The 12,574-nt window shown below is 62.0% G+C and carries 11 protein-coding genes and 1 pseudogene; 11 read left to right on the forward strand and 1 reads right to left on the reverse strand.

The genetic code is table 11. From position 1 onward, the window contains the following. Window positions 1–11 precede the first annotated feature (11 nt). The 7 genes from OR16_RS27755 (at window position 12) to OR16_RS27780 (ending at window position 5,985) form a co-directional block, all read left to right on the forward strand. Window positions 12–554 (forward strand): VOC family protein, encoded by a 543-nt coding sequence (locus OR16_RS27755; RefSeq protein WP_006161688.1) that lies wholly within the window; start codon window positions 12–14, stop codon window positions 552–554. A gap of 307 nt (window positions 555–861) precedes the next feature. Then, window positions 862–1,896, forward strand: a complete 1,035-nt coding sequence (locus tag OR16_RS27760; RefSeq protein ID WP_006161690.1) for a LacI family DNA-binding transcriptional regulator — start codon at window positions 862–864, stop codon at window positions 1,894–1,896. A 168-nt stretch (window positions 1,897–2,064) separates the two neighbouring features. Further along, window positions 2,065–2,520, forward strand: coding sequence for an alcohol dehydrogenase catalytic domain-containing protein (locus OR16_RS44940; RefSeq protein ID WP_202801105.1), 456 nt, complete (start codon window positions 2,065–2,067; stop codon window positions 2,518–2,520). Further along, window positions 2,487–2,993, forward strand: a complete 507-nt coding sequence (locus OR16_RS44945) for a zinc-binding dehydrogenase (protein ID WP_202801106.1) — start codon at window positions 2,487–2,489, stop codon at window positions 2,991–2,993. The genes OR16_RS44940 and OR16_RS44945 overlap by 34 nt, the downstream gene beginning before the upstream one ends. A gap of 334 nt (window positions 2,994–3,327) precedes the next feature. Further along, window positions 3,328–4,296: a Bug family tripartite tricarboxylate transporter substrate binding protein gene (locus OR16_RS27770; RefSeq protein ID WP_006161692.1), complete on the forward strand. Its 969-nt coding sequence runs from the start codon at window positions 3,328–3,330 to the stop codon at window positions 4,294–4,296. Window positions 4,297–4,385: 89 nt separating this feature from the next. Beyond that, entirely contained in the window at window positions 4,386–4,892 is a 507-nt protein-coding gene (locus tag OR16_RS27775; RefSeq protein ID WP_006161694.1) for a 2,4'-dihydroxyacetophenone dioxygenase family protein, read from the forward strand. 121 nt (window positions 4,893–5,013) lie between these two features. Continuing rightward, entirely contained in the window at window positions 5,014–5,985 is a 972-nt protein-coding gene (locus tag OR16_RS27780) for a Bug family tripartite tricarboxylate transporter substrate binding protein (RefSeq protein ID WP_006161696.1), read from the forward strand. Window positions 5,986–6,148: 163 nt separating this feature from the next. Here OR16_RS27780 and OR16_RS27785 read toward each other — a convergent pair whose 3' ends face one another. Then, a complete protein-coding gene (locus OR16_RS27785) occupies window positions 6,149–6,868 on the reverse strand; it encodes a GntR family transcriptional regulator (RefSeq protein WP_043421395.1) in 720 nt (239 codons plus the stop codon). Between the two features lie 177 nt (window positions 6,869–7,045). On the opposite strand from OR16_RS27785, the pseudogene OR16_RS27790 reads away from it, so the two are divergent. The 4 genes and pseudogenes from OR16_RS27790 to OR16_RS27805 form a co-directional block, all read left to right on the forward strand. Further along, a pseudogene (locus OR16_RS27790) lies at window positions 7,046–8,297 on the forward strand (pyridoxal-phosphate-dependent aminotransferase family protein). Window positions 8,298–8,525: 228 nt separating this feature from the next. After that, a complete protein-coding gene (locus OR16_RS27795; RefSeq protein ID WP_006161701.1) occupies window positions 8,526–9,830 on the forward strand; it encodes an MFS transporter in 1,305 nt (434 codons plus the stop codon). An 83-nt stretch (window positions 9,831–9,913) separates the two neighbouring features. Continuing rightward, window positions 9,914–11,440: an amidase family protein gene (locus OR16_RS27800; RefSeq protein ID WP_006161703.1), complete on the forward strand. Its 1,527-nt coding sequence runs from the start codon at window positions 9,914–9,916 to the stop codon at window positions 11,438–11,440. 110 nt (window positions 11,441–11,550) lie between these two features. Continuing rightward, a partial coding sequence (locus tag OR16_RS27805) for an MFS transporter (RefSeq protein ID WP_043421403.1) occupies window positions 11,551–12,574 on the forward strand: 1,024 nt, incomplete at its 3' end.

Here is a 12,574-nt window from a genome sequence, read left to right on the forward strand (position 1 = left end):
AGGGGACATCGATGAGTTATCTGTTTGGCGCGGTTCGGCAGCTTGGTTACGTCGTGAGCGACATTGAGAAGGCAATGACGCACTGGACGGAGAAGCTGGGCGTAGGGCCCTGGTTCTACAAGGAAGACGTCGGCACAACCGAGTACCGCTACTACGGTAAGAATTCGACGCCGCCCAAGCTTTCTATCGCGCTGGCCAACTCGGGGGATCTGCAGATCGAACTGATTCAGCAACGCGATGACGCGCCGTCGCTCTACCTGGATTCGTTGAAGCGAAGCGGGGAGGGCGCGCAGCACATCGCGTACTGGACGGAAGACCGCTTCGACGAGATCGTCGCACGGCTTCTGGAGGCCGGTTACGTGGAAGGGCATGGTGGCCGCATGGGGTCGCGGGGGCGCTTTGCGTACTTCGTCAACCCCGCTTTGCCTAGCGGGATGTTCGAGATATCGGAAATGACTGGCGGCAAGGCCGAGTACTTTGCTGAGGTGAGGCGTGCGGGCCTTGCCTGGGATGGAAAGGGCGAGCCCATCCGGCTGATCGGCGCCCCGCGATAGTTGCCAGCCTAGGCGAGAGCACACTGCGAGGGGTGCTCTCGGTTCAAGACGGGACGGTTTCTGCCTCCACGAGTGCGCGTCATTCGGTAAGCTAGAATGCTCGGCATTCACATAAGACGTTACCCAGTCTGACCCCGCCGCTTCGCAGCGCGGGTTAGGGCAAAAGGAGAGAATCGATGTTGCAGTCCCGCGCACTGCCTGAACCTGTGTGGCGCAAGGTGTCACATCAGGCCGTATCGGCTGGCTGGTCGAGCATGCGTGTGGCCCCGGGCACTTTGGTTAGCCAGCCCTCAACGGCGCTCGCCAAATGAAGCCGCGTATCACAATCCGCGAGGTGGCAAAGGAAGCGGGCGTTTCCATTGGTACCGCTTCACGCGCGCTCAATCGCGCGGGGCGGGTGAGCGATGCCGCTATTGCCGCTGTCACCAAGGCAGCGAGCCGCCTGGGGTATGAGCCGGACGCCATTGCCCAGAGCATGCGGACGCGCTCATCGGGTGCCATCGGTATATTGGTCTCCGATCTATCGAACCCGCTTTACGCACGCATCATCATTTCCATCGAGGCATCCCTGCAGGCCGCAGGCTACGCGCTGCTGATCGCGAGCACGCATAACGATGGCAAGCGTGAGAAGAGCCTGATCGACCTGTTTCGCCGGCGACGGGTGGATGGGCTGATCCTTGCCCCTTGCGAGACAGAGAATCCCAAGCTCCTGGAGCAGCTTTCGCAGGAAATGCCGGTCATCGCGCTTGATCGGGACCTTTCCCCGGTTGGAACCGGTGTTCAGGTCGATCACTATGGCGGTGCCATGCAGGCGACTCGCTATCTGCTGAATCTGGGGCATACGCGGATCGCGTTGTTGACGCCTGGCAGTACGCTCCGGCCCGGGCGGGAGAGGATTGCGGGATTCACGGATGCGTACAAGGAACGCGGGCTTATGCCCGTACCCAAGCTCATCCGTTCGGAGAAGTCATCGATGGATTTCGCGTTCAGCGAAGCGCTATCGCTGTTGTCTGGCCCGCAGGCTCCCACCGCATTTCTCTGTCTCGGGACGCGGATCCTGTCCGGTGTCCTCCAGGCGCTGCGACACACCGGCAGGGCTGTGCCGGGCGATGTGAGCGTGATCAGTATCGGCGATACCGATCTATCGCAACTATTCAGCCCGTCGATCACGTCGTTGACCTGGGACCTCGACGTCGTGGGTACGGTCCTCTCCCAGATCCTGCTCAAGCGTCTGGAGAAGGATGCGGAGGTCGAGCCGGAGACGATCGGCATCACGACCCAACTCGTCCTGAGAGAGTCTTGCGGACCCGCTGTCGCCGGCCGCAAGACGACAACAGCTTAGGCTTCCCCGATCCGGTGGATCCCAGCAAGGCCGCTTCGAAGTGAAGCGGTTTTTTTGTCTCGCAGAGACTTGCACAAACTGTAAAAACGTTTCTACAATGATCATGCCCATCGCGTCGTAGCCTACGGACACGGCGTCGCACCAGAACTATTTCGACAGGAGACACGTATGAAAGCTGCGATTCGCAACGAGACTGGACTCGCCATTGCAGAGATTGCTATCCCGCGCCCGAAAGCCAGCGAAATCCTTGTGAAGGTGCGGGCGAGTTCCCTGAATCGCGCAGACCTTTCGCTCGTCGATGGCAAGTCGCACGGCGCCGCGGGCGGCCCTGGCACGGTCCTGGGCCTTGAGTGGTCCGGTGACGTGGTCGAAGTGGGGGAGGACGTCACCGCATACGGGGTCGGCGACAAGGTCATGTGCTCCGGCCTTGGCGGATTCGCCGAGTATGCCGTCACGGATTGGCGTCGCGCCTTCCCGTTTCCGATGGCCGACATGGACTATGAAACCGCTGCCTGTCTCTCTCCGTCGCGCTGCGCACGACACACACGGCGATGCGCCATGCCGCGCAACTGGAGGCGGGCCAGACGGTCATGGTGCTGGGTGCATCCTCCGGTGTCGGGCTGATGAGTCTTCAGGTCGCCAGGCACTTCGGTGCGAGCCTGGTGATCGGCTCGTCCACCAAAGCGGATCGGCGGGATCGGCTCGCCGGGTTCGGTGCCCATGTGGCTCTCGATAGCAACGATCCGGACTGGGTGAGCAAGGTACTTGCGCTCACCGACGGCCGCGGCGTCGACCTTCTCGTGGATTTCCTGGCCGGGCCGCTGATCAATGACAGCATGCGCGCCGTGGCAATCGGAGGACGGATCGTCAATGTTGGGCGGATGGCGGGGGAGAGCGGAACATTTGATTTCGATCTCCACTCGATGCGCCGGATTCAGTATCTTGGCATGACGTTCAGAACTCGCACGGTCGAAGACTTTGGTGTGATCGCAGAGCGCGTGCGCAAGGACTTCTGGCCCGCACTCGCACGCGGGGAGTTGCGCCTTCCCATCGATGTGCGGCTGCGCTCGATAGCGTGGCGCAAGCGTGCGAAATGATGCGCAAGAACACGCACTTCGGGAAGATCGTTCTCACCCAGAATGCTTGAGAGGGTTGGTTAAGAGGGGTCTGAACCTCGGGTTCCCCTCCCATAGCGCTCAGGGCGCCGGCCAGGCGTAGGCGCCGGATCTCCGCGCCTGCCGCCTACGCCGTGGTGCCGTAGTGCCGTAGTGCACTCGGCATCAATTCCCCCGCGGGTTTACCACCATTTGATCGTCAACGCCGTAGACGCAAAATGTGTGGAAACGTTTTAGCACGTTCCATTTTCATGGCGGACGCCGAGCTCAGGAAAGTGAAAAGAGTGGTGCACCGCCTCACAAGTTGGAGACAAGAATGAAGAAGTTCAGCGCCCTCATATTGCTCACTGCGCTCACCCTGTCCGTTGCGGTTCAAGCACAGGGCGAACTGGCGTATCCCACCAAGCCTATCCGGCTAATTGTTCCCACCGCGCCAGGCGGCGGTGGCGATGTGTTTGCCCGAATCCTGGCGGACCAGTTGGGCCGTCGCCTCAAGCAGCCGCTGGTGGTCGAAAACAATGCGGGCGCTGGCGGCACGATTGCGATTGGGCAACTGGCGCGCGCCACGCCCGACGGCTACACGATCGCCCTTGGCACGATGACCACGACCACGCTCGCGCCGGCCGTGTACCGCGCCCTGTCCTATGACCCGATAAAGGATCTGACCACGATCGCCCGTGTTGGCACATCGCCAATCATCCTGGTCGCCACCAAGGACTTCCCGGCCAACAACCTGAAGGAGCTTGTGGCGGTAGCGAAAGGGAGTCCGGCACCCATCCAGTTCGGTACGTGGGGGCTCGGCTCCACGGGCCACTTTTGCGCGGAAGTCCTTGCCCAGAAGACGGGGATCAAGCTCGACCATATTCCGTTCAAGGGGACCTCCCAGGTGATTACCGCAATGCTCGGTGGTGTCGTGAAGGTGGGGTGGCTGGACATTGGCAGCGGCACTGCCGCGGTCAAGTCAGGAAAGGTCAAGGCGCTGGCCATGTGCACCCGTCGCAGTGCGAACTTCCCCAATGTCGCAACGTACAAGGAGCAGGGTGTCGATTTCGACCAATGGACCGGTTGGGCCATGTTTGCTCCAGCGGGCCTGCCCAAACCAATCGCAGACAAGCTCGCCGCGGCGCTTCAGGAAACGCTAAAGGATCCGGCCGTGACCAGCAAGATGGCCGATCTCGGTATTACGCCGGACTTCGTATCAGGCCGCGAGCAAGCCGCGACTAACGCCCGCGATATCGAGGTCTGGAAGCGGGTTGCGCGCGAAGCCAACATCACGCCGGAGTAGGCCATCGCGAAATGCCGTGGCCAGGCCGGCCAGCGGTCGGCCCCTGCCATGTGCATCGCCAGCAAACGATCATTCCATAGGAGGTTGAAATGGCACTACCGAAGGTTGTCACGCATCAGGACCGATTGCTCTCGGTCAATATCCATGAGTCGCAGGAGTTTCCGGGATCGGAATCGGGCTCCACAATCATCCCCTTGTTCCTCGATCGCGAGAACGGCGTATGGGTGCTGTATGGCAAGTTTGAGCCGGGCACGACGCTGCCGCCGCACTTCCACACCGGCACCGTGCACTTCTTTACGACCAAGGGGCAGTGGAACTATGTGGAGTACCCGGACGACCCTCAAACCTCGGGTAGCTATCTGTACGAGCCAGGTGGTTCGGTGCATACGTTCTCGGTACCCGCGGATGCCAAGGAAGCTGCCGAGGGCTTCATGGTGGTGTACGGTGCCAACGTCATATTTTCCGACGGGGAGTACCAGGGTGTCCGGGATGCCGGAGCCATAGAAGAAGGCATTCTCGCCGCGGCTCGCAAGGCCGGCCTCCCTGTGCCCCGGTATATCCGCCCGAACGGTGGCGCGGCGTTTTCGCGGGACTGATGTGCAACAGATCGGGAAGCGCTTTCCCATGCGGCCATAGGACAGCGCACCCGGGGTTGGTGCACGCAGCGCAAGGCGCGCATCGATCCTCACCTATCAGAAAAAAATGGAGACAAGCGTCATGAAGAAAACCCTTTGCTTGGGTTTCCTGGCCATTTGTGCAACGTTCGCCGGCACTGTGATGGCTGAAACCCCCGATGATTACCCGGCACGCCCGGTCAAACTGATCGTTCCTTCGGCTGCGGGCGGCGGCGCGGATGCGTTCGGTCGCCTGCTCGGCGAGCAGCTCGGTAAGCGACTCAAGCAGTCGTTCGTGGTGGAGAACATCGCAGGCGCCGCAGGCACGATCGCGATCGGGCAACTCGCGCACGCCAAGCCGGATGGCTACACGATTGCGCTGGGGACGATGACCACGACCACGCTAGCGCCGGCCGTCTATCATCAGTTGCCCTACGATCCCGTCAAGAGCCTTACCACGTTAGCGCGGGTTGGCACATCGCCGATTATTCTCGTGGCAACCAAGGACTATCCTGCAAACAACCTCAAGGAATTTATCGAACTGGCCAAGAAGAGTGCCAAGCCCATTCAGTTCGGTACCTGGGGCGCGGGCTCGACCGGCCATTTCTGTGCGGAGGTGCTTGCGCAGAAGACCGGTATCAAGCTCGATCACATTCCGTTCAAGGGAGGCGCTGCCGTCATGACGGCGATGATGGGCGATGTCGTGAAGGTTGGATGGCTCGACATCGGCTCTGGCACCACGGCCGTGAAGACCGGCAAGATCAAGGCACTTGCCATGTGCACCCGGCGTACGTCGAACTTCCCGAATGTCGCTACGTACAAGGAACAGGGGGTCGATTTCGATCAGTGGACCGGTTGGGCCATGTACGCCCCCGCAGGCGTGCCGAAGCCGATCGTTGAAAAGATCTCGGCGGCGCTCAGGGATATGCTCCAGGACCCCACCGTCAAGTCCAAAATGCTCGACTGGGGCATCACCCCCGACTATCTCTCCGGCGAAGAACAGGCGCTGGTCAATGTCCGGGAGATTGAAGTCTGGAAGGGGGTCGCCAAGGAAGCAAAGATCACGCTTGATTGATCGAGTTCGGCAGGGGCGCAGCTACATAGGAACTTCGCAAGATGACCATCCGATGTCCGTTTTGGCCGATGAGCGGGCATCCACGGGCAGCTCGATCTGGCCGACCCGAACAGCCTCGCCCTTGTCAAGCCGCAGTGGGATGCGGGCGCTTCGGTCCGCTGCTCTATGAGCCTGACGTGTCGCCGGTCTCGCTCGACAGGATGAGCAGCACGGCGTCGCGCTTGTCCAGCAGATGCTGGCGCAAGATCGCGGCGAGCCGCTTGCCATCGCGTGCTTCGAGCGCCGTCAGCATTTCCTCGTGGTCATGGATCGCGCTGTCCCATTTCGGCTTCTGATAGTTCGACCGGTAGCGCAGCGCCTGCAACCTCCGGTTCACCGACTGATAGGTCTGACGCAGCGCAACATTCCTGGCCGCTTCGTTGATACGGTCATGAATCTGATGATTGAAGCTGTAATAACCGGACAAGTCGTCCTTGGCCCGGCATGCCAGCATCGCATAGTGCAATGCCTTGATCTCCGCCAATTCGACCGCCGTGATCCGCGCGCAGGCCAGTTCGCCGGATAGCGCTTCCAGGCCGCTCATCAATTCGAACGTGTCCTGAATCTCCGTTGGCGACAGGCGCGATACCGTCGCGCCCCGGTTGGGCGTGCTTTCTATCAGCCCCTCCGCCGCCAGCACCTTCATGGCCTCGCGCAGGGGCGTGCGGGAGATGCCCAGCGTCTCGCACAACTCACGTTCGTTGAGTTTCGTACCCGCTTTCAAGACCCCCTCGACGATGAAAGTCCGCAGGTGATCCACCACCGTGTCATGCAAGCGTTGCCGTTCAACCTTGGGTAGCACGGATACGGAGGAATCCGCGCCCGAAGAAATTGGATTTTGCATTCAAATCTTTGATAGCATCATTGTGAACATTTTAGCAGACACTTAACATCGCCACAAAGAATCACCCTTGCCCGTTTACATGGGGTAAACACTGCGCAATTTCACCAAAAACCGTCATGTCCCCACCCGGCTCCTCTGCTACAGTATTTTGTATTCAAAACTCAATTGGAGGAGACCATGCAGAAACTCAACTTCCACCCCGCGGGCCGCCACTTCCTTCAGATCCCCGGGCCGAGCCCCGTTCCCGATCGCATCTTGCGAGCCATGAGCTACCCGACCATTGACCATCGCGGCCCCGAGTTCGGGGCGCTTGGCCTCAAGGTGCTGGCCGGGATCAAGCAGGTATTCAAGACGGAGCAACCGGTCGTGATCTATCCCGCTTCAGGTACGGGCGCATGGGAAGCCGCGCTGACGAACACCCTGAGTCCTGGCGACACGGTCTTGATGTTCGAGACAGGTCACTTCGCCACGCTCTGGAAGAAGATGGCCGAGAATCTTGGCATCCAGCCCGAGTTTCTCGGCTTGCCGGGCATCGAGGGCTGGCGCCGCGGTGTGCAGGCCGACATGATCGAAGCACGCCTGCGTGCCGACGTCGGGCATGCCATCAAGGCGGTTTGCGTGGTTCATAACGAAACCTCGACCGGTGTTACCTCGGACATTGCGGCCGTGCGCAAGGCGATCGACGCAGCGCGGCACCCCGCACTGCTGTTGGTCGACACGATTTCCGGCCTGGCGTCTGCTGATTACCGGCACGATGAATGGGGCGTGGATGTGACCGTCTCCGGCTCGCAGAAAGGGCTCATGTTGCCGCCGGGCATCAGTTTCAATGCGGTGTCGCCCAAGGCCATCGAAGCCGCCAGGACGGCGCGGCTGCCGCGCAGCTTCTGGAGCTGGGACGAAATCATCGAGCTGAACCAGACCGGCTATTGGCCCTATACCCCCAGCACAAATCTGCTTTATGGCCTGTCCGAAGCACTCGACATGATTCTCGACGAGGGGCTGGACAATGTGTTCGGGCGCCACCAGCGGCTGGCGGAGGCATGCCGCCGGGCAGTGCGCGCCTGGGGTCTGGAGATCCAGTGCAGTGCGCGCCTGGGGTCTGGAGATCCAGTGCGCCGACCCTGCCGTCTACAGCCCGGTTCTCACCGGCGTGATGATGCCCGAGGGGATCGATGCGGACGTTGTGCGCAGGAATATCTACGACCGCTTCAACATGTCGCTGGGCGCGGCGCTGGGCAAGATGAAAGGCCGCATGTTCCGTATCGGCCACCTGGGCGACTGCAACGACCTCACGCTGATGGCGACGCTCGCCGGCTGCGAAATGGGCTTGAAGGTCTCGGGCGTGCCGGTCGCGGCAAGCGGGACATCCGCCGCGATGGACTACCTGGCCGCCCATGCCACGCCCTTGCAGCTCAAGGTCGCGGCCTGACGCTGTCCGACGCAACAGTAGTGCCTATCCGAAGCGAGGAATTCCGCCCGGCTTTGCTGTGGCGGGCTGCGCCTGGATTGGCCTCCAGCCTTGCGATGCCGGGGAGGGCATCGGGGCGGGAGCCGGTCCGTCGCCGGTACGCGGCAGCGCCAGTTCCCCGCACCGTACCGATCGCGTGAGGATCGGTGCAGCAGCACAGACATAGCTGAGAAAAACTGAGGAGACGCTGTGGATACTACCCTGCAGGCCGGGACAAAAGTGAGGACGTTCGAGGACGCGGTTTATCGCAAGGTAAGCTGGCGGCTGATACCGTTCCTGATGCTGTGCTTCCTGATCGCTTATCTCGATCGTGTCAATGTTGGTTTCGCCAAGCTTCAGATGTCGCAGCAGTTGGGCTTCAGCGAGACCGTTTACGGCCTGGGCGCCGGCATCTTCTTCATCGGCTACTTCCTGTTCGAAGTGCCAAGCAACCTGGCCCTGCACCGGTTCGGCGCCAAGGTATGGATCGGGCGCATCATGGTCACGTGGGGTCTGCTCTCCGCGTGTTTCGTGTTCGTGGAGACACCTACCGCCTTCTACACGCTACGCTTCCTGCTCGGCCTGGCCGAAGCCGGTTTTACGCCGGGCATCGTGTACTACCTGTCCTGCTGGTATCCGGCGCACCGGCGCGCCAAGATCATGGCCATCTACTGCATGGGCTCGCCGCTGTCCGGCATCATTGGCAATCCGTTATCCGGCTTCCTGATGGGCAGCATGGGCGGCATCGCAGGCTGGGCGGGCTGGCAGTGGATGTTCTTCATCGAGGCCGTTCCCGCCGTCCTGCTGGGCCTCTTCTGCTTCTACTATCTGGACAACTCGATTGCCAAGGCCAAATGGCTCAGCAGCGAGGAAAAGCACGTGCTGGAACTGGCCAAGGCGCAGGACGCCAGATCGGCAGACCCGCAGGCCCGCGTCGGCAGCGTCTTCACCGACCCACGCGTCTGGCTCATCAGCCTGATCTGCTTTTGCTATGTCACCGGCCAGTACGGCATCACGCTCTGGATGCCGACCTTCATCAAGTCCACGGGCGTCACCGACCCCATGCATATCGGCTTGCTGAGCGCGATCCCCTATGTGGCGGCGATTGTCACGATGTACTTCTTCGCGAAAAGTGCCGACAAGCATCGCGAACGGCGCTGGCACCTGATCGTGCCCTGCATGATGGGCGCGATCGGCTTCCTGGCGCTGCCCTGGGTCATGCACAGTACCGCGCTGTCGCTGGTGTTCCTGTCGATTGCCGCGGCAGGCATCCTGACGTGCACGCCGCTGTTCTGGTCGCTGCCGACGGCTTTCCTGAGCGGTGCCGCGGCGGCCACGGCAATTGCCATGAGCAACTCGATCGGCAACCTTGCCGGGTTCACCAGCGGCTACATGATCGGTTACCTCAGGGACGTGACCCAGAGTGGCAGCAGCGCTTACTACATGATCGCCGCGATGCTGATCATCGGCGCCTTCGCCATATGGACCTTGCCCGCCAAGCTGGTTAACCGATAACAACGGGGAGCGGTGCGCGCCGCACCGCTTCACGGCATCTCCCAACGCCTCGGGCGCCCGTAGCGGGCGCATGGAAGACTCTCATGAACAGTGCATTCGAATCGAAAACGAACGGCACCGGCAGTCAAGCGCCATTCGACCTGATGGAGGCCACCGTTGCCACCGCGCATGCCGCGATGCGTGACGGCCGGCTGACGGCACGGCAACTGGTGCGCGGCTACCTGGACCGGATCTCAGCCTACGATCAAAGCGGCCCCCGCATCAACAGCATCCTCCGGCTCAATCCGGAGGCGCTGGCAGAGGCAGACCGCATGGACGCGCAGGCCGCCGGGAAGCCGGCGCAGGCCCTGGCCCCTCTTCATGGCATCCCGGTGCTGATCAAGGACAACATCGAATGCGGTGGCATCGAAACCACCGCGGGCTCGCTTTGCCTTCGGGGCAATATGGCCGCGCAGGATGCGTTTATTGTCCAGCGGCTACGCCGGGCCGGCGCCATCGTCCTGGCAAAGACCAACCTGCACGAGCTTGCCTCCGGGGGGGAGACCGTCAGTACGGAGCTTGGCCAGACCTTGAATCCCTACGACCTGACACGAACGCCTGGCGGCTCCAGCGGGGGCACCGGCGCCGGCATTGCAGCCAACTTCGGTTTGCTCGGGATCGGAACCGACGGGGTCAACTCGATCAGGTCGCCGGCCTCGGCTAACAATCTGGTCGGCCTGCGTCCCACCATGGGCCTTGTCAGCCGAACGGGGCTTGTTCCCTGCGGTTTGACGCAGGACACCATCGGGCCGATCACACGGAGCGTCGCGGATACCGCTGTATTGCTCGACGCAATTGCCGGGCACGACCCGGCCGATCCTATCTCGAGCCAAGGCGCCTCCCACATCCCTGCGAGCTATACGGTCTTTCTCGACCCCGACGGGCTCAAAGGCGCGCGCATCGGCGTACTGCGCCATTTCTTCGGCGATGGGCCCGAGCATCGGCCCGTCAACGCCGTCATGCAGCAAGCACTGGCCGTCATGGAAACACAGGGCGCGGAACTAGTCGCGGTGGATGACGCCATCAGCCCCGAGGAACTCCTGGCATCCACGCTCGTGCATCACTACGAGATGGAGCACGATCTCGATGCCTACCTGGCCCGGCTCGCCCCGGACGTGAAGGTGCGGTCGATGAAAGACATCATCGCATCGGGGCAAGTGCACGCAAGCGTTGCGGGAACGCTGACCACGGCAGCAGCGCTGGCGGGCAAGGACGCGCAATACCGCGAGCGCTTGCAGCGTCAGCAGGCATTGCGCCGGCGGCTACTGGATCTGATGGATGCGCAGCGGATCGACGTGCTGGCCTTTCCACATCAGCGTCGTCTGGTGGCGCCGATCGGCGAGCCGCAAGCCGAACGCAACGGCGTACTCGCGTCTGCCACCGGCTTCCCGGCGATCGTGATTCCAGCGGGGTTTTCCGCCGCGCAGCGCAATGCGCCGCAGGGCGTGCCGGTTGGACTGGAGTTCTTCGGCCGTCCGTTCTCGGAACCCGTGCTGATACGGCTGGCCTATGCGGCCGAGCAGGCTCTGCGCGCGCGCCGGGCGCCGCATGCGGCGCCGGCCCTCGAATAGGCGAGTAACGGAACGAATCTTCATTGCTGCTCTACAAACGCCAGCCGATCCAGGCGGCGAGAAGTTTGCGGATACACCGTGACGACCTCGAAACGAGGACGGAGACAAAGATGGGCGCAGAAGTGGTAGTTCAATCGTCGATTTCCCCACAGCAGCACGAACTCGACCGGGCAATGGATGGCATCGGCGTGACGGCTTCGCACAAGAAGATCATCTTCATGATCATGCTGGGTGTGATGTTCGACGTCTTCGAGCAGAATGCGGTCGGCCTGGTTGGCCCCATGCTGAGGGAGCAATGGGGCATCTCGGTGGCGCAGATCGGCTTTCTGAACACACTGACCTTCAGTGCCGCCGCGCTCGGACGCATCGGCTCAGGCTATATCGCGGATCGCTACGGCCGGCGCACCATGCTGAGCGCAAACCTGCTGCTGTTCACGCTGGGCGCCATCATCTGCGCGCTGGCGCCGAACTATGCGGTGCTGGCTGCGGGCCGCTTTATCGTCGGCATCGGCCTGGGCGGGGAGATCTCCATTGCTGTGACGATGCTGGCCGAGTTGTGCTCGACCCGCTTCCGGGGTACGGCGGTTGGCATGGTTAGCGTGGGCAGCGGCGGTCTTGGCAATATGCTGGCGCCGGCCTTTGGCCTGGCCGTGTTCGCCATGTTCCCGGGACCGGACAACTGGCGCTGGCTGTTCGCCTGCCTGGTGGTCCCCGCGTTCTTTGTTGTGTTCTATCGACGTTTTATTCCGGAGACACCGCGGTTCCTGTTGTCCAAGGGACGGGTAGACGAGGCCAACCGCGTGCTGTCGATCCTGGCGTCGGGCCGGTTGGGCAAGCTCGCAGGTGAGCCGACGCCGTACATCAAGGCATCGACGCAGGATGAGGCGCCGCGCGCCAAGGTGCGGCTGAGCGACGTATTCAAAGGCCGCCTGGGCCGACGCACGATCGCGCTCGGGATTGCGGTTTCCATGACATATGGGGCGCAGATTTCCGTATTGACGCTGATGCCGACAATTCTGATGTCACAGGGCTACACCATTTCCAAGAGCTTGCTCTTCACCATGGTGATGCAGAGCGGCAGCCTGTTCGGCGCGCTCGCGGCTTCGTACTGCGGCTATCACATCCCGCGCAAGC

The sequence above is a fragment of the Cupriavidus basilensis OR16 genome, from assembly GCF_000243095.1.
GTDB classification, from domain to species: domain Bacteria; phylum Pseudomonadota; class Gammaproteobacteria; order Burkholderiales; family Burkholderiaceae; genus Cupriavidus; species Cupriavidus basilensis_D.